Annotated in this window: 20 protein-coding genes and 1 pseudogene; 8 read left to right on the top strand and 13 right to left on the bottom strand. The window is 72.0% G+C overall.

Annotated elements, in window-relative coordinates:
• Positions 1–82 precede the first annotated feature (82 nt).
• From B277_RS13955 to B277_RS13935, 5 genes are read right to left on the bottom strand one after another with little or no spacing between them, the layout of a single operon-like run.
• Entirely contained in the window at positions 83–439 is a 357-nt protein-coding gene (locus tag B277_RS13955; RefSeq protein ID WP_007929378.1) for a YqfO family protein, read from the bottom strand.
• Positions 436–1,083, bottom strand: a complete 648-nt coding sequence (locus B277_RS13950; protein WP_007929377.1) for an acyltransferase — start codon at positions 1,081–1,083, stop codon at positions 436–438. The genes B277_RS13955 and B277_RS13950 overlap by 4 nt, the downstream gene beginning before the upstream one ends.
• Before the next feature lie 13 nt (positions 1,084–1,096).
• Positions 1,097–2,059, bottom strand: coding sequence for a class I SAM-dependent methyltransferase (locus tag B277_RS13945; RefSeq protein WP_007929374.1), 963 nt, complete (start codon positions 2,057–2,059; stop codon positions 1,097–1,099).
• On the bottom strand, positions 2,059–2,838 hold the full coding sequence (locus B277_RS13940; protein ID WP_007929373.1) for an enoyl-CoA hydratase/isomerase family protein: 780 nt from the start codon (positions 2,836–2,838) through the stop codon (positions 2,059–2,061). The genes B277_RS13945 and B277_RS13940 overlap by 1 nt, the downstream gene beginning before the upstream one ends.
• A complete protein-coding gene (locus B277_RS13935) occupies positions 2,835–3,332 on the bottom strand; it encodes a T3SS (YopN, CesT) and YbjN peptide-binding chaperone 1 (protein ID WP_007929372.1) in 498 nt (165 codons plus the stop codon). The genes B277_RS13940 and B277_RS13935 overlap by 4 nt, the downstream gene beginning before the upstream one ends.
• 35 nt (positions 3,333–3,367) lie before the next feature.
• Between B277_RS13935 and glgX the strand changes: the two genes are divergently transcribed.
• Positions 3,368–5,389: a glycogen debranching protein GlgX gene (gene glgX / locus B277_RS13930; protein WP_007929371.1), complete on the top strand. Its 2,022-nt coding sequence runs from the start codon at positions 3,368–3,370 to the stop codon at positions 5,387–5,389.
• A 247-nt stretch (positions 5,390–5,636) separates the two neighbouring features.
• On the opposite strand, the gene glgP is transcribed toward glgX, so the two are convergent.
• The gene (gene glgP / locus B277_RS13925; protein ID WP_007929370.1) at positions 5,637–8,240 is read right to left on the bottom strand and encodes an alpha-glucan family phosphorylase; all 2,604 of its coding nucleotides are present in this window, start codon (positions 8,238–8,240) and stop codon (positions 5,637–5,639) included.
• Positions 8,241–8,312: 72 nt separating this feature from the next.
• Between glgP and B277_RS13920 the strand changes: the two genes are divergently transcribed.
• From B277_RS13920 to glgB, 3 genes are read left to right on the top strand one after another with little or no spacing between them, the layout of a single operon-like run.
• Positions 8,313–10,358 carry an alpha-1,4-glucan--maltose-1-phosphate maltosyltransferase gene (locus B277_RS13920; protein ID WP_007929369.1) on the top strand — a complete coding sequence of 682 codons (2,046 nt, stop codon included), beginning with the start codon at positions 8,313–8,315 and terminating at the stop codon, positions 10,356–10,358.
• Positions 10,358–11,788, top strand: coding sequence for a maltokinase N-terminal cap-like domain-containing protein (locus B277_RS13915; RefSeq protein ID WP_007929368.1), 1,431 nt, complete (start codon positions 10,358–10,360; stop codon positions 11,786–11,788). The genes B277_RS13920 and B277_RS13915 overlap by 1 nt, the downstream gene beginning before the upstream one ends.
• A complete protein-coding gene (glgB, locus tag B277_RS13910) occupies positions 11,785–13,980 on the top strand; it encodes a 1,4-alpha-glucan branching protein GlgB (protein ID WP_007929367.1) in 2,196 nt (731 codons plus the stop codon). Before B277_RS13915 ends, glgB begins: the two co-directional genes overlap by 4 nt.
• A 94-nt stretch (positions 13,981–14,074) precedes the next feature.
• Here the strand turns inward: glgB and B277_RS13905 are convergent, their stop codons facing one another.
• The 5 genes from B277_RS13905 to B277_RS16210 form a co-directional block, all read right to left on the bottom strand.
• Positions 14,075–15,055, bottom strand: coding sequence for a co-chaperone YbbN (locus tag B277_RS13905; protein WP_007929366.1), 981 nt, complete (start codon positions 15,053–15,055; stop codon positions 14,075–14,077).
• 33 nt (positions 15,056–15,088) lie between these two features.
• Positions 15,089–16,066, bottom strand: coding sequence for a hypothetical protein (locus B277_RS13900; RefSeq protein WP_007929365.1), 978 nt, complete (start codon positions 16,064–16,066; stop codon positions 15,089–15,091).
• 9 nt (positions 16,067–16,075) lie between these two features.
• Complete coding sequence (locus B277_RS13895) at positions 16,076–16,702, bottom strand: hypothetical protein (RefSeq protein WP_007929364.1); 627 nt, start codon at positions 16,700–16,702, stop codon at positions 16,076–16,078.
• Between the two features lie 107 nt (positions 16,703–16,809).
• Positions 16,810–17,112 carry a thiamine-binding protein gene (locus tag B277_RS13890; RefSeq protein WP_007929363.1) on the bottom strand — a complete coding sequence of 101 codons (303 nt, stop codon included), beginning with the start codon at positions 17,110–17,112 and terminating at the stop codon, positions 16,810–16,812.
• A 13-nt stretch (positions 17,113–17,125) separates the two neighbouring features.
• The gene (locus B277_RS16210; RefSeq protein WP_007929362.1) at positions 17,126–18,589 is read right to left on the bottom strand and encodes a serine/threonine-protein kinase; all 1,464 of its coding nucleotides are present in this window, start codon (positions 18,587–18,589) and stop codon (positions 17,126–17,128) included.
• A gap of 102 nt (positions 18,590–18,691) precedes the next feature.
• On the opposite strand from B277_RS16210, the gene B277_RS13880 reads away from it, so the two are divergent.
• Positions 18,692–19,246, top strand: coding sequence for a hypothetical protein (locus B277_RS13880; RefSeq protein WP_007929361.1), 555 nt, complete (start codon positions 18,692–18,694; stop codon positions 19,244–19,246).
• Position 19,247: 1 nt separating this feature from the next.
• Entirely contained in the window at positions 19,248–19,466 is a 219-nt protein-coding gene (locus B277_RS13875) for a hypothetical protein (protein ID WP_007929360.1), read from the top strand.
• A 203-nt stretch (positions 19,467–19,669) separates the two neighbouring features.
• On the opposite strand, the gene meaB is transcribed toward B277_RS13875, so the two are convergent.
• Together meaB and B277_RS13865 are read right to left on the bottom strand one after the other, a co-directional pair.
• Positions 19,670–20,632 carry a methylmalonyl Co-A mutase-associated GTPase MeaB gene (meaB, locus tag B277_RS13870; protein WP_007929359.1) on the bottom strand — a complete coding sequence of 321 codons (963 nt, stop codon included), beginning with the start codon at positions 20,630–20,632 and terminating at the stop codon, positions 19,670–19,672.
• A gap of 2 nt (positions 20,633–20,634) precedes the next feature.
• A complete protein-coding gene (locus tag B277_RS13865; protein ID WP_007929357.1) occupies positions 20,635–21,831 on the bottom strand; it encodes an acetyl-CoA C-acetyltransferase in 1,197 nt (398 codons plus the stop codon).
• A gap of 211 nt (positions 21,832–22,042) precedes the next feature.
• Between B277_RS13865 and mce the strand changes: the two genes are divergently transcribed.
• Together mce and ccrA are read left to right on the top strand one after the other, a co-directional pair.
• Positions 22,043–22,474, top strand: a complete 432-nt coding sequence (gene mce, locus B277_RS13860; RefSeq protein WP_007929355.1) for a methylmalonyl-CoA epimerase — start codon at positions 22,043–22,045, stop codon at positions 22,472–22,474.
• Positions 22,475–22,753: 279 nt separating this feature from the next.
• A pseudogene (gene ccrA, locus B277_RS13855) lies at positions 22,754–24,095 on the top strand (crotonyl-CoA carboxylase/reductase).
• Positions 24,096–24,384: the final 289 nt, after the last annotated feature.

The following is a 24,384-nucleotide window of genomic DNA, read 5'->3' as shown; positions in this document are numbered from 1 at the left end:
AGGGCGACGGTGCGCGGCGGTCGCTGCGCGACCTTCCTCAGGGAGCGGGAAGGGGTGCGCGGCGGTCGCTGCGCGACCTTCCTCAGGGAGCGGGAGGGGCGGAGGGTGCCTCGTCCGCGACATTGACCAGGACGTGGAAGGACGGCTCCTCGTAGGGGTGCGCCTCACGAAGGGCCTTGACCACCAACGCCCTTCGCGATCGGGGGAAGGCGACCTCGACGCGGTCCTCGACGACCCGTTCGGCCTCGCCGACGGTCCCGATCGTCGGGTGGGCTCCGTCGACAGGGCGGAACCTCCCTTCGCCACGCAGGACGAAGGCGCACTCGCGGTAGTCCCCCACCGCTCCGGCGCCCACGGCGAAGAGCGCCGCGAGCACCTCGTCGGTGTGCGTGGCGGGGATGTGGGCGACGAGCACGTCGAGGGCCTCGCGCGCGCTCACGTCACCACCCCGCCGGCAGGTCGAGCTCGTCCTCGGTGACGACGACCCGCTCGCGCTGCTTGAGCACGCGGGCGGGCACCCCGCCGAGCACGACGAAGGGGGGATGCGCCCCCCCGGACCACCGCGCCGGCCCCGACGACCGAGTGCGCGCCGATGTCCGTGCCGCGGGTGATGACGCACTTCGTCGCGACCCACACGTCGTCGCCGAAGCGCACGGGCGACTTGATGATCCCCTGGTCCTTGATCGGGGTGTCGAGGTCCTCGGTGCGGTGGTCGAAGTCGCACACGTAGACGTCGTCGGCGAAGAGGCAGGCCTCGCCGACCTCGATGTCGAGCCACGTGTTGAAGGTGTTGCGGATCCCGATGACCGTCTTGGCACCGATGCGCAGGGTGCCCTCGTGAGCGCGCAGCGCCGAGCCACCACCGATGTGCGTGTAGGCACCGACGACGAGCCGGCCGGTGCCCGGCGTGACCTGGAACTGGACGCCGGGCCCGATGAAGCACGGCCCCTCGAAGACGAGCCCCGGGGTCGTGAGCTTGGCGCGGACCATCCGCAGGTAGCCGAGGACGTGGTGGTGGGACCAGGCCCGGTTGGCGACGACCCACCGGGCCCAGTGCCACCACGTGAGGTGCGAGGAGGCCATCAGCGCGTGCCCGTCACCGCAGCGGCTTGGTCCCGGTGACGCCGACGTTGTAGAAGAAGCGCTGCGGCACGACGCGGCCGAGGACCGCGTCGACCTTCATGAGGTTCTTCCACGAGCCGTAGGCGAACTTCGCCCACCCGAAGCCGAGGGCATCCTCGGCGACGGCGTACTCGAAGGTGCGGATCGGCCAGCCGGCGAAGGCGGACAGCAGCTCCTCGGTCGCCGTCCCGACGTGCTCCGCACCCGCGCGGCGGGCCATCGCGGCCAGCTGCGCCGGGTCGAAGGTGTGCAGGTCGACGACGGCCTCGAGCGCGGCGGCCCGCGACGACTCGTCGAGCTCGGCCTGGGCGCGGGCCCACGTGCCCCTCAGCGGCGGCAGCCTGCTGACCCGCGTCGCGGTCTCCCACGTGGCCCGCGAGAGGTGCCGCGCGTACCAGTGGCCGATCCGGGTCGGCTCGCCGGCGATGACGAAGCGTCCACCCGGCTTGAGCACCCGCACGACCTCGCGCAGGGCGCCCTCGACGTCGGGGATGTGGTGGATCACCGCGTGCCCGACGACGAGGTCGAAGGAGTCGTCTTCGTAGGGCAGCGACTCCGCGTCGGCGACCCGCCCCTCGATCTCGAAACCGAGCCGCTGGGCATTGGCCTTGGCCGCCTCGACCATGCCGGGCGACAGGTCGGAGACGTGCACCTCGTCGACGAGGCCGGCGAGCTTGAGGTTGAGCGAGAAGAAGCCGGTGCCGGCCCCGAGCTCGAGGGTGCGCCCGAAGGGCAGCGACTCCCCCGGTCGTCGCGTCGACTCCAGGACGTGGAGGAAGCGGTCACGCACGATCGACGTGCAGCGGTCGTCGAAGCTGATCGACCACTTCTCGTCGTAGGTCTGCGCCTCCCAGTCGTGGTACAGCACCTGGGCGAGCTTGTTGTCCTCCCAGGCGGCCTCGACCTGCTCGGCGCTCGCCGCACGAGGTCCGGCCATCAGATCCCCTCGAAGGTGGCCTTGCCCGGCCCGTTGTCGACGAAGCTGCGCATGCCGGTCTTCTGGTCGTTGGTCGCGAAGAGCCCGGTGAAGAGCTGGGCCTCGATCTCGAGCCCGGTGTCGAGGCTGACCTCCAGCCCCTTGTCGACCGCCTCCTTGGCAGCGCGCAGGGCCTGCGTCGGCCCGGTGACGAAGGGGGCGACGAGCGCCTGCGCGGTGGCGAGCACCTCCGCGGCGGGCACGACCCGGTCGGCGAGACCGATCTCGAGCGCCTCGGCGGCGTCGACGAAGCGACCGCTGAAGATCAGCTCCTTGGCCTTCGCCGGGCCGACGAGGCGCGGCAGGCGCTGGGTACCGCCGGCGCCGGGGATGATCCCGAGGGTGATCTCGGGCAGGCCGAGCTTCGCGTTGTCGGCGACGACCCGGAAGTCGCAGCACAGCGCGGTCTCGAGGCCACCCCCGAGCGCGAAGCCGGTGATCGCGGCGACGGTCGGCTTGGGGATCGAGGCCAGCGCGCGGGAGAAGCGCTGGAGCAGACGCACGTGGGCGGCCATGTCCGTGTAGGACATCTCGGCCATCTCCTTGACGTCGGCACCGGCGGCGAAGACCCGCTCGCCACCCCAGACGATGACCGCCTTGACGTCGGTGCGCTCGGCGGCCTCCTCCGCGACGGCGACGAGCTGACGCTGCATCTCGGCGTCGAGCGCGTTCATCTTCGGGCGGTCGAGGACGATGGTGCCGATGCCGTCGGCAACCTCGAGGCGGACGACCTCGCTCATGCCTGGGGCTCCCCCGCCTCGGTGGGCTCGCCCTCGGGCTCCTGGCCGGTCGCCCGCTGGTGCCACAGCTGCACACCTTGGAGGACGAGCGGCAGGGCCAGACCGAGCAGGCCACGGATGTCGGCCCCGCGCGGGAGGATGTGCTCGGAGGTCACGAGCAGGGTGTCGCCGGCGACGGCCGCCTTGACGAGGTTGAAGGCGACGTTGAGGTCGTTGCTGACCTGCAGCCGCTCCACCGGGTCGGTCGGCACCGGGTCCTCGAGGGCCCACTGGCCGAAGACGCGCAGCACGTTGGACTCGCTGTCGCAGCGGATGAACATCTGCTGCTCCGAGAAGGTGAAGGCCACGTCGCCCTCGTCGTCGATCGACGGCTCGAGACCCAGCTCGCGCAGCGCGTCCTGGACGCGGTCGCGCAGCGGAGCCTCGGGCTCGGGCTGGTCACCCGAGGCGGGAGGGGTCGGGCCGAAGTTGGGGAGGGCGGTCGGGTCGCTCATGGCCGCCACGCTACCCACTGCTTACCCTGTGAGCCATGTCGACCTCCACCGCCCGGGTCCTGCCCCACCGGCCCACCCCGGGCGTCCACCCCGTCGACGGCGGGGTGACGGTGGCGGTCCACGCCGCCGGCGCGACGGCGGTGTGGCTCTGCCTGACCGACGACGAAGGGGGCGAGACGCGCGTCGAGCTGCCCCCCTTCGGCGACGGGTGGTGGGGTGGGTTCGTGCCGGACGTCCACCCGGGCCGGCGCTACGGGCTGCGGGCCGACGGACCCTGGGACCCGGCCGTGGGGCACCGCTTCGACCCAGCAAAGCTGCTCCTCGACCCGTGGGGTCGAGCCGTCGAGGGGACCGTGACGTACGACCCGGCGGTCTTCGAGCGGGGCGGCGAGTCGGCCCCCTTCGTCCCGCGCAATGTCGTGCTCGACACCACCTTCGACTGGGGCGACGACGCTCCCCCGGCCCACCCCCGCGACGCACGGGTGGTCTACGAGGTGCACGTGCGCGAGATGACGCGACGGCTGCCAGGGGTCCCCGAGCACCTGCGCGGCACCTACGCGGGCCTGTGCCACCCGGTGACCATCGAGCACCTGCGCTCCCTCGGCGTGACGACCGTCGAGCTGCTGCCGGTGCACGCCTTCGCCGACGAGCCGCACCTCGTCGACCTCGGCCTGACCAACCACTGGGGCTACAACACGCTGGGCTTCTTCGCCCCTCACGCGCCCTACGCGAGCGACGCCGACCCGCACGAGGTGCTGCGCGAGCTCAAGGGCATGGTCAAGCTGCTCCACGCCGCCGGCATCGAGGTCCTGCTCGACGTCGTCTACAACCACACCGCCGAGCAGAGCACCGGGGGCGCGACGCTGTCGTGGCGCGGCCTCGACGCCGCGACCTGGTACCGGCTCGACGAGCAGGGGCACGACGTCGACGTCACCGGCTGCGGCAACACGCTCGACCTCACCGACCCCGTCGTCCTCGAGATGGTCCTGGACTCGCTGCGCTACTGGGTCACCGAGGTCCACGTCGACGGCTTCCGCTACGACCTGGCGGTGGCCCTCGGCCGCGGCGAGGACCTCGGCTACGCGCCGGACCACCCCTTCCTCGTGGCGCTGCGCGAGGACCCCGTGCTCTCGCGGGTGCTGCACGTCGCCGAGCCGTGGGACCTCGGGCCCGACGGCTGGCGCACGGGGCAGTTCCCGGGGGCCTGGGCGGAGTGGAACGACCGCTTCCGCGACACGACCCGTGACTTCTGGCTCGCCGACGCCGGGGCGCTCTCGCGGGGCGAGGTGAGCGGCCCGGGCGTGCGCGAGATCGCCACCCGGCTCGTCGGCAGCCGCGACCTCTTCGGCGAACGCACCCCCCTGTCGTCGGTCGGCTTCGTCACCGCGCACGACGGTTTCACCGCCGCCGACCTCGTCGTCTACGACCACAAGCACAACGAGGCCAACGGCGAGGACAACCGCGACGGCAACGACCACAACCGCTCGTGGAACCACGGCGTCGAGGGCCCGACCGACGACGCCGTCGTGCAGCTCGCCCGGCGCCGGTCGGTGCGCAACCTCCTCGGCACGCTGCTGCTGTCGTCCGGCATCCCGATGATCGCCTCCGGCGACGAGATCGGGCGCACGCACGACGGCAACAACAACCCCTACTGCCAGGACAACGAGATGACCTGGCTCGACTGGGACCTCGACGACGAGCGCCGGGACCTGCTCGCCACGGTCGCCCACCTCACCGGGCTGCGCCGCGAGGTGCCCGTCCTGCGGGACCACGACGAGTCGGTCATCGGCTGGTACGACGAGACCGGCGCCCCGATGACCGACGAGACCTGGGCCCAGGACGAGCGACGCACCCTCCAGCTGCACCTCGCCGGCGAGCCCGCCGCCCTGGTGGTGGTGCACGGAGGCCTCGACGAGGCTGCCGTCACGCTCCCGGACGTCGGCCCCCTTCGCCTGAGGTGGGACAGCGCCTGGGAGCGCCCGCAGGACGCCGACGCGGGCCCCGCCGACCGCCAGCAGACCCTCACCCCGCTGAGCCTGCGCCTCTACACGACCTGACCTGCGGGTACGACGCCCTGGCGAAGGGAGAGCCCGACCACTGCAGGAGCGGGCGAAGGGAGGGGTCGGCCCGACTCATGGGAAAGTCCGGCTGCCCGCACGACGTGAGTCGTCACGCCAAGCGGCCGGACTTTCCCTTAGGGCCACCCCTCCCTTCGCCCGCGACGCCAGAGGCGACCGCGACGGAGAGGCGACCACGCGGGCCCTTCGAGACGGCGCTGGCGCGCCTCCCCGGGGACCGGAGGGGTCAGGCGTTGGCGACGAGCCCCAGGCTCGCGGGGTACGCCATGAGCTCGTGCCGCGGCAGCACCCGCACGGTCCAGCCGAACTGGCCGGTCCGCTCGATGGGGACGTGGCCGGCAAACTTCGCCCGCCCGTCCTCGTAGGCCTCGACGAAGCCGAGCGAGGTGGCGTCCCAGTCGACGAGGTCGTCGGTGCCGAGGGCGACCCGACCGGCGACGACCTGGACGTCGACCTCGTGGGGGGCCAGGCCGTCGAGTGCGACGTAGGCGTCGACGCTCAGCGACTCACCGACGATCGGGCTGTCGGAGACGCCCGAGCCCTCGACGTGCTCGACGCGCACGCTGGACCAGCCGGCCCGAGCCCGCGCCTTGTACTCCGCGAGCGCCCGCGCGCCGGCGTGGCCGTCGGCGTTGACCCGGGCGTTGTGCTGGGCGGCGGGTGCGTAGAGCTGCTCGGTGTAGTCGCGCACCATGCGGGTGGCGAGCACCTTGGGCCCGAGCGTGGTGAGGGTGTGCCGCAGCATCGACAGCCAGCGCTGCGGCAGACCGGCCTCGTCGACGTCGTAGAAGCGCGGCGCGACCTGCGTCTCGATGAGGTCGTAGAGGGCGGCGGCCTCGATGTCGTCGCGCCGGCCCTCGTCGGTGACACCGTCGGCGGTGGGGATGGCCCACCCGTTGTCGCCGTCGTACCACTCGTCCCACCAGCCGTCGAGGATCGACAGGTTGAGCCCGCCGTTGAGGGCGGCCTTCATGCCGGAGGTGCCGCACGCCTCGAAGGGCCGCAGCGGGTTGTTGAGCCAGACGTCGCACCCCGGGTAGAGGGTGCGCGCCATGGCGATGTCGTAGTTGGGCAGGAAGACGATGCGGTGGCGCACGTCGTGCTGGTCGGCGAACTGCACCATCTGCTGGATGAGCTGCTTGCCGGTCTCGTCGGCCGGGTGCGATTTGCCGGCGATGACCAGCTGGACGGGCCGCTCGGGGTGGAGCAGCAGCGCCCGCAGCCGCTCGGGGTCGCGCAGCATGAGGGTCAGCCGCTTGTACGTCGGCACCCGCCGGGCGAAGCCGATGGTGAGCACCTCGGGGTCGAGGACGCCGTCGGTCCAGCCGAGCTCGGCGTCGGTGGCCCCGCGCTTGGCCCAGCTGGATCGCAGGCGGGCGCGCACGTCGTCGACGAGCCGCGAGCGCATCTGAGCCTTGGCGGCCCAGATGGCCTCGCCCGGCACGTCGGGGATGCCCTTCCACCGGTCCGACGCCTCGACGTCGCGGCCGCCGAGGTGCTGGGCGGCGATGTCGTAGACCGCGTCGTCGACCCACGTCGGGGCGTGCACGCCGTTGGTGATCGAGGTGATCGGCACCTCGGCGTCGTCGAAGCCCGGCCACAGCCCGTCGAACATCTCCCGGGAGACGACACCGTGCAGCTGGGAGACGCCGTTGGCCCGCTCGGCCAGGCGCAGCCCCATGACCGCCATGTTGAAGATGCCCTCGGAGCCGCCCTCGTAGGTCTCCGCGCCGAGCGCCCGCAGCTTGTCCAGCGGCACGCCGGGCAACTCCTGGGCCCCGCCGAAGTACCGTTCGAGCAGGGCGACGTCGAAGCGGTCGATGCCCGCGGGCACCGGGGTGTGCGTCGTGAAGACGGTGCCGGCGCGGGCCGCCTCCATCGCCTCCTCGAAGCTCATCCCCGCGGTCTGCGTGAACTCGCTGATCCGCTCGATGCCGAGGAAGCCCGCGTGGCCCTCGTTGGTGTGGAAGACCTCCGGCTCGGGGGCTCCGGTGAGCCGGGACCACAGGCGCAGCGCTCGCACGCCGCCGATGCCGAGCAGCATCTCCTGCTGCAGGCGCTGCTCCCCGCCACCGCCGTAGAGACGCTCGGTGACCGCGCGCATCGCGTCGTCGTTGCCGGGCACGTCGGAGTCGAGCAGGAGCAGTGGCACGCGGCCCACCTGGGCGCGCCAGACGTGAGCGCGAAGGGAGGCACCCCCGGGCATCGCGACGGTCACCACGCACGGGGTGCCGTCGTCCTCGCGGAGCAGGTGCAGCGGCAGACCCTGAGGGTCGAGGACGGGGTAGGTCTCCTGCTGCCAGCCGGAGGCGTCCAGGCTCTGCTTGAAGTAGCCGGTCGTGTAGAAGAGGCCGACGCCGACGATCGGCACCCCGAGGTCGGACGCGGCCTTGAGGTGGTCGCCCGCGAGGATCCCGAGGCCACCGGAGTACTGCGGCAGCACCTCGGTGATGCCGTACTCGGGGCTGAAGTAGGCGATGGAGGCGGGCAGGCCCCCCTTCGACCCTCCGTCACTCCCCGGGGACCGGGACGCCTCGTCCTGGTACCACCGGCGCGACCCGAGGTAGTCGTCGAGGTCGGCCTTGGCCGCGCCGACGCGGGCGACGAGATCACCGTCGCGGGCCAGCTCCTCGAGCTCTCCCGCCGAAAAGGTGGAGAGCAGCCGGACCGGGTCGTGGTGGACCTCGTCCCAGCGCTGCGGGTCGAGCCCGGCGAAGAGCTCGCGGGTCGGCGAGTGCCAGCTCCACCGCAGGTTCATCGCGAGATCGCCGAGGGCGGTGATCGGCTCGGGCAGGGCGGTGCGGACGCTGAAACGTCGAATGGCCTTCACCTCCCCCATCTTGGGGGCTTTCGCCCCGGCGCGCCAACCTGCAGCAGGTGGACCGCGGGTAACGTTGCGGGGGTGAGCACCGACTTCACCGTCGCCCCTGCCCCCGCTAGCACGGCGCCCGTCTCCGTGCCGCCCAGCCAGCCGCTCGGCCGCATCCCCGTCAGCGACGTGCGTCCGTGCGTCGACCACGGCACCCGCCCGGCGAAGTCGGTCGTCGCCGAGCCCTTCACCGTGACCGCCGAGGTCTTCCGCGAGGGCCACGACGCGGTCAACGCGACGCTCGTGCTCACCGACCCCGACGGCGTCGAGCAGCACCTGCCGATGACCTGCACCAACCCCGGGCTGAGCCTGTGGGAGGTCGAGGTCGTCGCCGACCGCGAGGGCCTGTGGCACTACCGCGTCGAGGGCTGGTCGGACCCGTGGGCGACGTGGGTGCACGACGCGTCGATCAAGATCCCCGCCGACATCGACGCCTCGCTCATGCGGGCCGAGGGTGCCGTCGTGCTGGACCGGGCCGTCGCCGACCCCGCCCGCGACGAAGGGGGGCGCGCCCCCCTTCGTGCTGCTGCCGACGTCCTGCGGGACGAGGCGGGCCACCAAGCCGCCGCGGCCCTGCACCTCGTGACGACGGGCGCCGCTGCCGCGGAGCTGGCGGCACGGCCCCACCGAGAGCTGGTCAGCCCGAGTGCCGACCTGCCGTTGCTCGTCGAGCGCGAGCTGGCGCTCTTCGGCTCCTGGTACGAGATCTTCCCCCGGAGCGAGGGTGCCCACGTCGACCCGACGACCGGGCGCTGGGTGAGCGGGACCCTGCGCACGGCCGCGCAGCGGCTGCCGGCCATCGCGGAGATGGGCTTCGACGTCGTCTACCTCACCCCGATCCACCCCATCGGGACGACGGCGCGCAAGGGACCCAACAACACCCTCGTGGCCGGGCCCGACGACCCCGGCTCGCCCTACGCGATCGGCTCGCCCGACGGGGGCCACGACGCGATCCACCCGGAGCTCGGGACCTTCGCCGACTTCGACGCCTTCGTCGCCGACGCGACCCGGCTGGGGCTGGAGGTCGCGCTCGACCTGGCGCTGCAGTGCTCGCCGGACCACCCGTGGGTCACCGAGCACCCGGAGTGGTTCACCACCCGCGCCGACGGCACCATCGCCTACGCCGAAAATCCGCCGAAGAAGTACCAAGACATCTACCCGGTCAACTTCGACAACGACCCCGCCGGGATCTACGCCGAGGTGCGGCGGGTCGTCCAGGTGTGGATCGACCACGGGGTGAAGATCTTCCGGGTCGACAACCCGCACACCAAGCCGGTGCAGTTCTGGCAGTGGCTCATCTCCGACGTCGCGCGCAAGCACCCCGACGTCATCTGGCTGTCGGAGGCCTTCACCAAGCCCGCGATGATGCACACCCTGGCCAAGGTCGGCTTCCAGCAGAGCTACACGTACTTCGCCTGGCGCAACACCGTGGCCGAGCTCGTCGAGTACGGCACCGAGGTGAGCGGTGAGGCGGCGGCGTACATGCGCCCGAGCTTCTGGCCGACGACGCACGACATCCTCACTCCCTACCTGCAGTTCGGCGGGCGGGCCGCGTGGCAGGTGCGCGCCGCCCTGGCCGCGACGATGGTGCCGACGTGGGGCATCTACGCCGGCTACGAGCTCATGGAGCACGTGGCCCGCCCCGGCGCCGAGGAGCAGATCGACAACGAGAAGTACGAGCTCAAGGACCGCCGCTGGGACCTCGTCGCCGAGGCGGGCGACTCCCTCGCCGGCTGGCTGACGATGCTCAACCGCGCCCGTCGCGAGCACCCGAGCCTGCAGCTGCTGCGCAACCTGACCTTCCACCACGTCGACGACGACCAGCTCATCGCCTACTCCAAGTCGCGCACCCTCCCCGACGGCGGCGTCGACACCGTCATCGTCGTGGCCAACGTCGACCCGCACAGCACGCGCGAGTCGACCCTGCGACTCGACCTGGCCGCCCTCGGTCTCGAGCCCGGCGAGCGCGTCGAGGTGGAGGACCTCGTGACCGGGGCCCGGTGGCAGTGGGGCGAGGAGACCTACGTGCGCCTCGGCCCGGAGAGCGAGCCGGTCCACATCGTCTCGGTGATCCGCTGATGGCGACGATCCACCGGGCCGAGCTGTCGCCGACCAAGCTCGAGCTGCTCACCGACTGGATGGGTGGGCAGCGCTGGTACCTCGGTCGTGGCCGGCCCCGCCTGCGCCGGCTCGACTCGTGGCGCCTCGACGACCCGGCCGGCGAGGTCGGCATCGAGGTCCTCGTCGTGCTCGACGAGTCGGCGACGCGCCCGGTCATCTACCAGGTGCCGCTCACCTACCGCGGAGCCCCGCTCCCCGGAGCTGACGCCGCCCTCGTCGGCGAGATGGAGCACTCCGTGCTCGGCCACCGGTGGGTCTACGACGCGCCGCACGACCCCGTCTTCGTCACACAGCTGCTCGAGCTGATCTGCGGGCGCGTGGCCGCGCAGGCCGGTGCGGTCTCCGACACGGTCGACCCGGACATCGTCGGCGCACCGCACCCGGCGTGGCCGAGCGACCCGGTCGTCGCCTCCAGCCGCGTCATCGGCGGCGAGCAGTCCAACACCTCGATCATCGTCACGCCGGTCCCCGGCACGGGCGCGCCGGTGATCCTCAAGGTCTTCCGCACCCTCGCCGCCGGCGAAAACCCGGACATCACGCTCCAGGGGGCGCTCGCGGCGTCCCACTCCCCCTTCGTCCCCGTCAGCGTGGGCCACGTGGCCGGCGCGTGGCAGCGCCCCGGGGCCGACCCGACGAAGGGGGCACCCCCCGACCGCGAACTCGGTCAGCTGGCCTTCGCCCAGGAGTACCTCGAGGGCACGACCGACGCCTGGCGCGTGTGCCTGCGCACGGCCGCCGCGGGTGAGGACTTCAGCGATGGCGCCCGCCGGCTGGGGCAGGCCGTCGCGCACGTGCACGACACCCTCGCCCGGGTGCTGCCGACGCGGCCCGCCGGCGACGACGACATCGCCCGGATCACCTCGGCCATCCGTCGCCGTGCCGCGCTGGCGACGAGCGAGGTCCCCGGGCTCGCCGGGCACGAGCAACAGGTCGCCGCCCTGGTCGACGCGGCGACGACGGCCCGCTGGCCCGACCTGCAGCGCATCCACGGTGACCTGCACCTTGGGCAGGTCCTCGACGTACCCGGCCGCGGCTGGGTCCTCATCGACTTCGAGGGTGAGCCCCTGCGACCGCTCGCCGAGCGCAACGAGCTCGACTGCCCGCTGCGGGACGTCGCCGGGATCCTGCGCTCGCTCGACTACGTGGCCGGCACCCTCGAGCGCGAGGGCGCGGCGGTCGACGCCCGGGCGTGGTGCACGGCGGCACAGACCGCCTTCCTCGACGGCTACGCCGACGTCGGGCCCGACCCGCGCGAGTCGGGTGCGCTGCTCGATGCCTTCGTGCTCGACAAGGCGCTGTACGAGGTGGTCTACGAGGCGCACCACCGCCCCGCGTGGCTCGTGCTGCCGGCCACCGCGATCGACCGACTGCTGGAGGAGCGCCCGTGACCCCCGTACCCGAGTCCGCCCTGCCCGGCGCCCTGTGGGCCGTGGCGCACGGCCGCAGCGCGCAGCCCCACGACGTGCTGGGCCAGCACCTCGAGGCCGGTGGGCTGCGCGTGCGGGTGCTCCGCCCCCTGGCGACGCGCGTGCGGGTGCGCTTCGAGGACGACGTCACGCTCGACCTCGACCACGAGCAGGACGGCATCTTCTCGGGCCTGCGGGAGGACGCCGACCGGACCATGGACTACCGGGTCCTCACGACCTGGGAGGACGGCGTCGAGCACGTCGGGGACGACCCCTACCGCTTCGCCCCGACCGTCGGCGAGGTCGACCTCCACCTCATCAACGAAGGGCGTCACGAGCAGCTGTGGACCGTGCTCGGGGCCCACACCCGGGCCTACGACGGCCCGATGGGGCCGGTCGAGGGGGTCTCCTTCGCGGTGTGGGCACCGCGGGCCAAGGCGGTGCACGTCATCGGCGACTTCAACGGGTGGGACGAGGCGAGCCACCCGATGCGCTGTCTCGGCGGGTCCGGGGTGTGGGAGCTCTTCGTGCCGGGCGCGGCCGACGGCGACGTGTACAAGTTCGCCCTGCGGGGGGCCGACGACGTCGTGCGGCACAAGGCCGACCCGCTCGCCCGGCTCGCCGAGACGGCGCCGGCGACCGGCTCGGTCGTGACGACGAGCGGCCATGAGTGGCAGGACGCCGCCTGGCTCGAGCAGCGGGCGCGCACGGATCCGCACACGGGCCGGATGAGCGTCTACGAGGTGCATCCGGGGTCGTGGCGCCAGGGGCTCTCGTGGCGTGACCTGGCCGACGAGCTCGTCGACCACGTCGTGCGGCACGGCTTCACGCACATCGAGCTCATGCCCGTCATGGACCACCCCTACCCGCCGTCATGGGGCTACCACGTGACGAGCTACTTCGCGCCGAACTCCCGCTTCGGCTCGCCCGACGACTTCCGCCACCTCGTCGACCGCTGCCACCGGGCCGGCATCGGCGTCATCCTCGACTGGGTGCCCGGGCACTTCGCGACGGACGAGTGGGCGCTCGTGGCCTTCGACGGGTTGCCGCTCTACGAGCACCCGGACCCGCGACGGGGCTGGCAGCCGGACTGGGGCAGCTACGTCTTCGACTTCGGTCGGCCCGAGGTGCGCAACTTCCTCGTCGCCAACGCGCTGTACTGGCTCGAGGAGTTCCACGTCGACGGGCTGCGGGTCGACGGCGTCGCCTCCATGCTCTACCTCGACTACTCCCGCGGCGACGGCGACTGGCTGCCCAATGCGCACGGCGGCCGCGAAAACCTCGAGGCGGTCGCCCTGCTCCAGGAGGTCAATGCGACCGCCTACCGCCGCTCGCCCGGCATCGTCACCATCGCCGAGGAGTCGACGGCCTGGCCGGGCGTGACCGCCCCGACCGACGGGGGCGGGCTCGGCTTCGGGCTGAAGTGGAACATGGGCTGGATGAACGACGCCCTGCGCTACCTGGCGGAGGACCCGATCAACCGGCAGCACCACCACCGGCTGCTGAGCTTCGCGATGATGTACGCCTACGCGGAGAGCTACCTGCTGCCGATCAGCCATGACGAGGTCGTCCACGGCAAGGGGTCGATGCCGCTCAAGATCCCTGGGACGATCGAGCAGCAGCTGGCGACCTTGCGGGCCTTCTACGCCTACCAGTGGTCCTTCCCGGGCAAGCAGCTGATCTTCATGGGGACGGAGATGGCGCAGACGCGTGAGTGGGCCGAGAGCCGCTCGCTCGACTGGGAGCTGCTCGACGACCCCGGCCACCGTCGGGTCGCCGAGCTCGTCGCGCAGCTCAACTCCTTCGCGGCGGACCACCCGGCGATGTGGGCGCTGGACGCCGACCCGGCCGGCTTCCAGTGGCTCGACGCCGACGACCACCTCGGCAACACCGTCGCCTTCCTGCGCTTCGCCGACCAGGAGCGCCGCGGCGACGTCGTCGCCGTCGTCGTCAACTTCGGCGGGGCCGACCGCGGCGAGCTGCGCATCGGCCTGCCCCGCGCGGGCCGGTGGCAGGTGCGCCTGGACACGAGTGGCTACGACGCCGCCGGCTCCCCGAGCCAGGCCGGGGTGACCGTCGAGGCCGAGGAGCACCCGTGGCAGGGCCAGCCCTGGTCGGCCCGGGTCCGCGTCGCCGCCCTCGGCGCCGTCTACCTGACCCCCGCATCTCCCTAGGGAAATACGGCCAGGCCCGCCCGAATTTCCCTAGGGAAATTCGGGCGGGCGTGCGCATTTCCCTAGGGAAATGCGCAGGTGGGGTGGGGCGGGGTCAGAAAAGGGCGCTCATCAGGCTGGTCCGGCCCTTGCGCACCCGCTCGTCGTGGTTGCCGACGACGGCGAAGAGGTCGAGCAGGTGGGCCTTGATGCGGTCGCGCTCCTCGGCCTGCGTCACCCGGACGAGGTCGATGAGTCGGGTGAAGGCATCTTCCACGTGGCCGCCGAGCACGTCGAGGTCGGCGACGACGAGCGCCGCCTCCACGTCGGAGGGGTCCCCGGCCGCGCGCTCCCTGGCCTGCTGCAGGTCGACCCCGCGGGTGCGCTTCATGAGCGCCACCTGCGCTAGACCGAGCTGGGCCTCGGTGTCCTTGGGGTTGGCCGCGATGGCCTGCTCGTAGGCGGCCGTCGCCGCGTCGAGGTCGTCCCGCTCGATGGCGTCGTAGGCCTCCTGGTGCAGGGGCGGCAGCTCCTCCTCCGCCTCGGGCGCCGCGCCGCCGCTGACGCGGCCGGTCACCCCGTGCTGCACGGCGACCTGGAGCAGCTGGTCCAGGACCTGGCGGAACTGCTCCTTGTCGACCATCCCGGTGAAGAGCGGGACCGGCTGACCACCCACGAGGCCGAGCGCGACCGGCACCTCGGGCGGCTGGATCGCGGACATGATCCCCGGGTTGGTCGCCACGTCGAGGCCGACGACCTGCAGCCGGCCCTCGAGACCGGCAGCCAGGTCGATCGCGTCGTCGAGCAGCGCCCGACTCTGCGGGTGCTGGGAGGACCAGACGATCGCCACGGCGGGGACGACGCTCGTGCGGCTGACGACCTGGTTGAAGGTCGCGTCCGTCGCCTCGACGACCGGGCCGTCGATCGCGCCGCCGGCATCGGCGGCCTGCCCCGCAGACTGACGGGGCGCGGCGGAGGAGGGTGCAGCGGCCGGCTGACCGGCTCCCGCCGAGGTCGGCGGCTGACCGGGTCGGGCCGCCCCTCCGAGGCTGGAGAGGTCGACGGCTCCACGCAGTGCTCGGGTCGGATCACTCATGGGGCCATTGTCCCCTACCGGCGCGGCGGGCGATCACCTGCCCTTGGCCGACTCCAGGACGTCGCTGGCGCCGACGACGCGCGCCTTGCCCTCCGGGGGCGTCACGAAGGCCACCGTCTCGGCGTGCTTGACGGTGAGCGACTTCTTCACGGACGACCGGTCGATCTCACGCTTGAGCGCCGGCTGCTCGATCTTCAGCTCCTTGAGCTTGGACGTCGCCGTGATCGTGTCGGTCCGCGTCATCGGCAGGAAGGTCAGCGAGCCACCGTCGGCGAGCTCGAACTCGACGCTCTGCCCGTCGGCGATCGCCTGGCTCTGCCGGTAGGTCGCGAGCTTGCCGAGGTCCTTGGCCGTCGCCTTGGCGTTCTTCTTCAGGGCCGCGGAAAATCCGTCGCTGACGGAGACGTCGGCGGGCGCCTTCGACGCGGGGTAGGCCACGCCCTTCGCCCACGCGTCGGCCGCGGCGGTGACGTCCTGCGAGGGAGCCTTGGACACCTTGACCGGCGAGCCCTCCTCGATCGGGGCGAGCGCCGGCACGCTGGCACCGGAGGCCATCGGCACGTCCGCAAAGAGCGTGTACGGCTTGTCGACGGCCGGGGCGACGAGCACGTGGAGGTACTGCACGTCATCGGTCTGCGAGGTGGCGAGCACCGCGCGCGGCCAATCGGTGCCGCGGCTGACCGCGAGCACCTTCAGGCCGTCGATCGTGTCGTCGCTGCGGCTGGTGCGGTCCTTGGTCTCGACGGCCGCCTCGACCTCGCGCAGCGCCGGGCCGGAGAGGACGTCGGCGCGCGCGGCCTCGCCCTTCTTGTCCGAGGCCCGGCTGACGTCGACGGCACCGGTGATGACCCGGTCGGCGACCTGGTCGGCGGCCTGCGAGGAGATCGAGGCGCCGCCGCTGTCCTCGGCCGGCGCGTCGTGCACGCCGGCGATCGAGGCGCCGAGGCCGCAGCCGCCGAGGGCGACCGGCAGGGTGACGAGGGTGATGACGAAGGGGGTGCGACGGGTCATGCGCGCTCCTCACGGGTCGTGCGGGAGACCCGCGAGCGGATGACCCCGGCGAGGCCGGACCGGACGAGCAGGACGATGCCGGCGGCGAGCAGCAGGAGGCCGACGACGAGGGTGACGAGGGCGGTCGTGCCCCAGCTGCCGTCCTCGACGGTCATCGTCACCGACTCGATCTCGCTGCCCTCGGGGGGCGGCGACGACGAAGGCCTGGGGGGCGTCGGCCTGGTCGACGGTGCGGGTGATCTCCCCCTTCGCGGCGGAGGACTGCTGCCAGATGTCCAGACCGGCGGGGTCGATGGCCTCGCCCTGACCCTGGTCGGTGGCCGTGAGGGCCCAGTCGCTGACGTCGACGCCGGCGACCTGCGCGCGCTGCGCGTCGCCGAAGAAGGCCTCGACGTCGGAGGGGCGGGCGGTGCCGACCCACACGTCGCCCGAGCCGGTCGCGGTGATCTCGACCGGGTGGTCGACGCGGTTGAGCACGTCGGGCTCGAGGACGACGACCCGCTGGCCGGGCTCGGCAGTGAAGGTGGCCGTGCCGGAGGTGCCGAGGTGGGCGAGGAACCACGCCCCGACCACGGCGGCCACGAGGCCGACGAGGGCCAGGAGGGCGCCGGCCACGCGCTGGATGAGCATGCTCACGTCGAGTGCTTTCGGTCAGACATCAGGGGGTGTCACCGAACAGGCGACGTCCCACCATGACAAAGGTCGACCGAATGTCACAAATCGGTCACGACTGCGACCGTGGCTCAGTCGCCGGCGAGCAGCCCCTCGACGCGCTCGACCTTGGCGGTCATCTGGCCGGTGTGCCCGGCCCGGATGTCGGCCTTCATCACGAGGCCGACGCGGTCGCCGTAGGGCTCCATCGCGTCGACGCACGCCTTGACGACGGCCATCACCTCGTCCCACTCCCCCTCGATGGTCGTGAACATCGAGCCGAGGTCGTGGGGCAGCCCGCTGTCGCGGACGACACGCAGGGCCGCGGCCACCGCCTCGGAGTAGGAGCCCCGGTCGTCGGGCGACGAGGGAGCGATCGAGAAGGCGAGCAGCACGGGGACCTCCGGGTCACTTGGTCATGCGGAGCCGACCGTCGACGCGCTCGAGCACGTAGGTGTGCGTCTCGACGCTCTTGTCGCGGTCCTTGGGGTGGTAGGTGAGGGTCACGGTGACCTCGCGCGCTTCCTCGTCGACCGTGATGTCGCTCGTCTCGACCGACTCGATACCGCTCCAGAAGTCGTCGTAGCCGGCACGGTCGGTCTGGCGCGACGGCGCGAGCATGTCCCACGCGGCGTCACGGTCGGAGGTCACCGTCGAGAAGTAGTCCTCGACGAAGGTGCGCCCCTCGTCCTCCGTGATCCCGTCGTCATCGCTCTCGCTCGACGAGCTCGACGAGGGCTCGGTCGTCGTCGAGCTCGACGACGGCTGGCTTGACGTGGACTCGCTGGGCGGGGGGTCTTCGCTCGTCGACACCTCGGTCGTGGTGCTCGACCCGCCCGGCGACCCGCTGTCGTCCCCGCGCGAGGCGGCGAAGGCGATCGCGGCCACGACCAGGGCGACGAGAACCGCGGCGAGCAGGACCCACAGCCACCCGACTCCGCGGCGTGGCGGCAGCCGGTAGGGGTCCTCGGTCGCAGCACCACCCGGGACGAAGGGGGCGCTCCCCCCGTGGTCGGGTGCCGTCGCGACGGCCGTCGGGGCCGCACCCGCAACGGCACCGGAGCCGCCTGCGGCGACGTCCTCGAGCCGACGCAGCACCTGGCTCATCGTGCCCCGGCGGGCCGGGTCGCGGGAGAGCATGTCGGCGAGCACCGGCTCGAGCGGCCCCGCACGCTCGGGCCGCCGCGGCGGGTGGGCCGCGATGCTGCGCAGGGTGGCCAGGGCATTGCCCTGGGGTGGGTAGGCGTCCTTGCCCTCGACGGCGAAGTAGATGACCGCTCCGAGGGCCCAGACGTCGGCGGCCTCACCGTGGTGACCGCCCACGGCGACCTCGGGCGCCATGTAACTCGGGGTGCCGGTGACCATGCCCGTCTGGGTCAGCTGCTCGTCGCCGCCGGAGCGCGCGATGCCGAAGTCGCCCAGCTTGGGTCGACCCCCGCCGATGAGGACGTTGGCCGGCTTCACGTCGCGGTGGACGATGCCCGCCCGGTGTGCCGCGGCGAGCGCGCCGGCGAGCTGGGCGCCGAGGTCGGCCGCCCCCTTCGGCGTCATCGGGCCGCGCTCGCGGATGGCGGAGGTCAGGGTCGGGCCGGCGACGTACTCCATGACGAGCCAGGGCGTGCCCTCGTGCTCGGCCACGTCGTAGACCGCGACGACGTTGGGGTGGTTGAGCGCGGCCGCGGCCCGGGCCTCGCGCATGGCGCGACGGGTCTCCCCTTCGCTCTCGCCCGGGAAATCGCCGATCTGCTTGGCCGCCACCTGGCGCCCGAGCACGGTGTCCCGGGCCAACCACACGGTGCCCATCCCGCCACGACCGATGGGCCGCACGGTCTCGTAGCGGCCACCGATGAGCTGGGGCGTGGTCTCAGTCATGTCCGGGCCAGCGTAGATGCTCGCGTGCGGCTACCGGCACGTAGACTGCCGCCCGCAGGCGTCCGCCTGCTCCATCGTCGTGTCCTACAGGGGGATCCCGCCATGTCGTACCCAGCTCCGCCGCCTCCCGGTGGCGCCGGTCAGCCAGACCCGTACCAGGGCACGCCCTACGGGGCCGGGCCGGCGGGTCCCGCGCCGAAGAAGGACAACACGCTGCTGTGGATCCTCGGCATCATCGGCGCGGTCATCCTGCTGTGCTGCTGCGGTGTCGGTGGCTTCTTCCTCTGGGCCGCCAACGAGGCGGACGACGTGGTCTCGAGCTACTCCTCCTCGGCCAACTCGTCCAAGAATGCCGACGCCGCGAGCGCTCAGGTCATCGGTGAGGGCAGCTCCGCCACCGTCGACGGCGCGGCGATCCGGCCCGGGTGGTCCGAGTCCGGCGGCGACATCTCGGGGCTGGCCGTGCGCAACGACAGCGGCTCCTCCGACTCCTTCTACCTGACCTTCTACTTCATGAAGGACGGCTCGGTCGTCGAGGACATCGTGTGCACGACCGACTACCTCGACGCCGGTGCGACGGACTACTCCGCATCGTGCGTGGGTGCCTTCGACGACCTCGGCGACGTCGACGAGATCCGGGTGCGCGAAGGGGTCTGACGTGCGGGTCGTCATCATGGCAGCCGTCGCCGGTGTGACCCTGCTCGTCGCGGCCGCCGTCGCGGCCGTCGTCATCGTGGCCGGTGGCTCGGGCGGGTCGGAGACGACCTCGACGGGCACGAGCGACCTCGACGGGATGGCCTCTTCGACGGATGCCTCCAAGGCTGCGGGTGCGGCCGAGGGTGAGCCCGTCGATGGGATCCGCGTCAGCGTCGAGTGACCTGAGTGGTGGGCGGCAGGCCGGCGAGGCCGACCTGCCCCCACCCCCGCCACCGCATTTCCCTAGGGAGATAACCAGTCCGGTGGTGATTTGCCTAGGGAAATTCGGCCGTCCCGCCCCGCATTGCCCTAGGCAGATGACAGGTCCGGTGGTGATTTGCCTAGGGAAATGCGCCCGACGAGCCCTGGCAGTACGCCAGACGGCTACAGACCGAGGGCTCGGCGCAACTCGTGCGCCGCGGCGAAGGGGTCCGTGGCACCGTCGACGACCCGCCCGGCAAGCGTGTCGAGCGCGCCCCCCGAGCCCAGATCACCGAGTCGCTCCCGCAGGGCGGAGACGACGAGCGCGGTGATCTCGTCGCGGGCGCGGGCGGTGCGGCGCTGCCGCAGGGTCCCGCTCGAGGCGAGCCACGACAGGTGCTCGCGCAGTGCGTCGACGGTCTCGTCGACGCCCGTGCCCTCCAGCGCGGAGGCCCGCACCACCGTGCGACGCCAACCGCCCGGGGCGGCGCTCTCCCCCATCTGGATCATGTGGCGCAGGTCCCGCACGGTCGCGTCGGCACCGTCGCGGTCGGCCTTGTTGACGACGAAGACGTCCCCGATCTCGAGGATGCCCGCCTTCGCCGCCTGGATCCCGTCGCCCATGCCGGGCGCGAGCAGGACGAGCGTCGTGTCCGCCGCCCCGGCGATCTCGACCTCGGACTGACCGACGCCGACGGTCTCGACGAGGATCGTCCCGAAGCCCGCCGCGTCGAGCACCCTGATGGCCTGCGGAGCCGAGACCGAGAGCCCGCCGAGGTGACCGCGGCTGGCGAGCGAGCGGATGTAGACCCCCGGGTCGCTGGCCGAGTCGTTCATCCGGATGCGGTCGCCGAGCAGCGCACCTCCGGAGAAGGGCGACGAGGGGTCGACGGCGATGACGGCGACCTTTTCCCCCTTCGCCCGTAGGGCACGCACGAGCGCGTCGGTGGTCGTCGACTTGCCGACGCCGGGGGCGCCGGTGATGCCGACGACGTGGGCGCCGCCCGTGTGGGGGGCGAGCGCTGCCATGACCTCGGGCAGGGCCGGGTGCTGGTCGTCGACGAGCGAGATGAGTCGCCCGACGGCACGCGACGTCCCCGCCCTGGCCTCCTCGACCAGGACGGGGACGTCGATGCTGCGGCTCAAGCTCAGGCGCTCGGCACGCGGATGATCAGGGCGTCACCCTGACCACCGCCACCGCAGAGCGCGGCCGCACCGACGCCGCCACCGCGACGCTTGAGCTCGTGGGCCAGGGTGAGCACGACGCGGGCACCGGAGGAGCCGAGCGGGTGACCCATGGCGATGGCGCCACCGTTGGGGTTGACCTTGTCCTCGGCCAGGCCGAGCTGCTGCGCCGAGGCCAGGCCGACGGCGGCGAAGGCCTCGTTGATCTCGACGACGTCGAGGTCGGAGGCGGAGATGCCCTCCTTCGTGGCGGCAGCCTCGATGGCATTGGCCGGCTGCGCCTGCAGCGTGGAGTCGGGGCCGGCGACGACGCCGTGGGCACCGATCTCGGCCAGCCAGGTGAGGCCGAGCTCCTCCGCCTTGGACTTCTTCATGACGACGACGGCGGTCGCACCGTCGGAGATCTGCGAGGCCGAGCCGGCGGTGATGGTGCCGTCCTTGGCGAAGGCCGGACGCAGCTTGCCGAGGGACTCGGCGGTCGTGTCGGCGCGCACGCCCTCGTCGGTGTCGAAGACGACCGGGTCGCCCTTGCGCTGCGGGATCTCGACCGGGACGACCTCGTCGGCGAACTTGCCCTCGGCCCAGGCCTTGGCGGCCTTCTGGTGGCTCGCGGCGGCGAAGGCGTCCTGCTCCTCGCGGGAGAAGGCGGAGTCGTCGGCGTTCTTGGCCTCGGTGAGCGCGCCCATCGCCTGGTCGGTGATGACGTCGTGCAGGCCGTCGTAGGCCATCGAGTCCTTGAGCTTGGTGTCGCCGTACTTGATGCCCTCACGGCTCTTGGGCAGCAGGTGCGGGGCGTTGGTCATCGACTCCTGGCCACCGGCGACGACGATCTCGAACTCGCCGGCGCGGATCAGCTGGTCGGCGAGTGCGATGGCGTCGATGCCCGAGAGGCAGACCTTGTTGACGGTGAGGGCCGGGACGCTCTTGGGGATGCCGCCCTTGATGGCCGCCTGGCGGGCCGGGATCTGGCCCTCGCCCGCGGTGAGGACCTGGCCCATGATGACGTAGTCGACGTCCTCACCCTTGACGCCGGCCTTGTCGAGGGCGCCCTTGATGGCGAAGCCGCCGAGGTCCGAGCCGGAGAAGCCCTTGAGCGAGCCGCTCATGCGGCCCATCGGGGTGCGGGCCCCCGCGACGATGACGGTGGGGTCGGTGGACATGCGTTGGCCTCCGGGGTGCGTGTCGGGGACGGCGCCGCAACGGCGCCGTGTCTTGCCCGTCACCCTAGCGACGCGGACGAAGGGAGGGCAGTGCACCCCGGCGTGGGGCCCGTCACGACTGGCGCAGTCGTCTCGTCCGACCCGCCCGGGTGGGGCAGGCCACAGGCGGAGGGGGGCGCGGCGCCCCCCTTCGCCTCTCTAGGCTGCGGGCATGACCGATCTCTTCACCGCCATCGACCACGTGGGCGTCGCCGTGCCCGACCTCGACGAGGCCATCGCCTTCTACCGCGACTCCTACGGCATGGAGCTCGCGCACGAGGAGACCAACGAGGAGCAGGGCGTGCGCGAGGCGATGATGCGCGTCGGCACCTCCGGCTCGTGCATCCAGCTGCTCGCGCCGCTCTCGCCCGAGTCGACGATCGCGAAGTTCCTCGACCGCAACGGCCAGGGCATCCAGCAGCTCGCCTACCGCGTCGAGGACATCGACGCGGTGTGCGCGACGCTGCGCGAGCGCGGTCTGCGCCTGCTCTACGACACCCCCAAGCGGGGCACGAGCAACTCGCGGGTCAACTTCATCCACCCCAAGGACGCGGGCGGCATCCTCGTCGAGCTCGTCGAGCCGGCGGCCGACGCCGCGCACTGACCGGCCCCGGACGAAGGGGGTTGGGCGCCGCGACGGCGACCCACCCCATTCGTGCTGTCGGCTGGTGAGAGACGTCACGAGCCCGCCAGCGGGCGTCGACCGAGGCCGACGGCGACGATGGTGTGCAGCAGTCGCCGCTCACGGTGCGGGTCGGCCGCCACACCGACGGTGTGAACTCAGTCATGAGACCGCCCCCCGCATCGCCGCGACGACCTAGGTTGCACGCAGACGTACGACCGACCCCATCCCCACGAGGCCGAGGAGCCCATGCACATGGCAATCGACCAGATCCGCGACGCGATCCTCTCCGGTGACCGCAGCGAAGAGACCTACGCCAACCTCCCCCTGCCGGACACCTACCGTGCGACGACCGTCCACAAGGACGAGGTCGAGATGTTCAAGGGGCTGAAGAGCCGCGACAAGGACCCGCGCAAGTCGCTGCACATCGACGACGTGCCGATCCCCGAGCTCGCCCCCGACGAGGCGCTCGTCGCCGTCATGGCCAGCGCGATCAACTTCAACACGGTGTGGACCTCGATCTTCGAGCCGGTCTCGACCTTCGGCTTCCTCGAGCGCTACGGCCGTCTCAACAAGTACTCCAAGCGTCACGACCTGCCCTACCACATCGTCGGCTCCGACCTCTCCGGCGTCGTCCTGCGCACCGGCGGCCACGTCTCGAAGTGGAAGCCCGGCCAGGAGGTCGTCGCCCACTGCCTGTCCGTCGAGCTCGAGGACGCCGACGGCCACGACGACACGATGATGGACCCGCAGCAGCGCATCTGGGGCTTCGAGACCAACTTCGGTGGCCTCGCCGAGCTGGCGATCGTCAAGGCCAACCAGCTCATGCCCAAGCCGGAGCACCTCACCTGGGAGGAGTCCGCCTCCCCCCGGTCTGGTGAACTCCACCGCCTACCGCCAGCTGATCTCCAAGAACGGCGCCGCGCTCAAGCTCGGCGACCGCGTGCTCATCTGGGGCGCCTCGGGTGGTCTCGGCTCCTACGCGACGCAGATGGCGCTCGCGGCCGGCGCGACCCCGATCTGCGTCGTCTCCTCCCCCGAGAAGGCCCAGATCTGCCGCGACATGGGCGCGGAGCTGATCATCGACCGCAATGCCGAGGGCTACAAGTTCTGGAACGACGACAACACCGAGCAGAACCCGAAGGAGTGGCAGCGCCTCGGCAAGAAGATCCGTGAGCTCACGGGCGGCCACGACGTCGACGTCGTCTTCGAGCACCCGGGCCGCGAGACCTTCGGTGCGTCGGTCTACGTCACCCGCAAGGGCGGCAAGATCGTCACCTGCGCCTCGACCTCGGGCTACATGCACGAGTACGACAACCGCTACCTGTGGATGAACCTCAAGAGCATCATCTCCAGCCACTTCGCGAACTACCGCGAGTCGTGGGAGGCCAACGAGCTCATCAACCGCGGCCTCGTCCACCCGACCCTGAGCAAGACGTACGCGCTCGAGGAGGTCGGCCAGGCGACGCTCGACGTGCACCACAACAAGCACCAGGGCAAGGTCGGCGTCCTCGCCCTCGCCCCCGAGCCGGGCCTGGGCGTCACCGACCCCGAGAAGCGCGCCAAGTTCGAGAAGCAGATCAACCGCTTCCAGGCGGTCTGACCCGCCTCGACCTTCACCACCCGCACGAAGGGGGCTGTACCGGATCCTTCGGTTCACATGGTCCTCGCAACACCTCGATCTGAGGAGTTGCGAGGACCATGGTCGTTTCGAGGGGAAGACGCTCGCCTGTTGTGGTCACGCCGGCGGTTATCGCGCGGGTCGTGGCGGTGTTCGACGAGTCAGGCTCTGTGGGCGCGGCTGCCAGGGCCGTGGGGTGCTCGCATTCGACCGCGCGGCGGGTGCTGGTCGCGGCCGGGCGCTTCCCAGCACGGCCGCAGCCGTTGGGCAA

Origin of the sequence: Janibacter hoylei PVAS-1, assembly GCF_000297495.1 — a bacterium.
Taxonomy (GTDB): domain Bacteria; phylum Actinomycetota; class Actinomycetes; order Actinomycetales; family Dermatophilaceae; genus Janibacter; species Janibacter hoylei.
The sequence above is the reverse complement of the archived record's forward strand: the minus strand, read 5'-3'. Positions and strand labels throughout refer to the sequence as shown.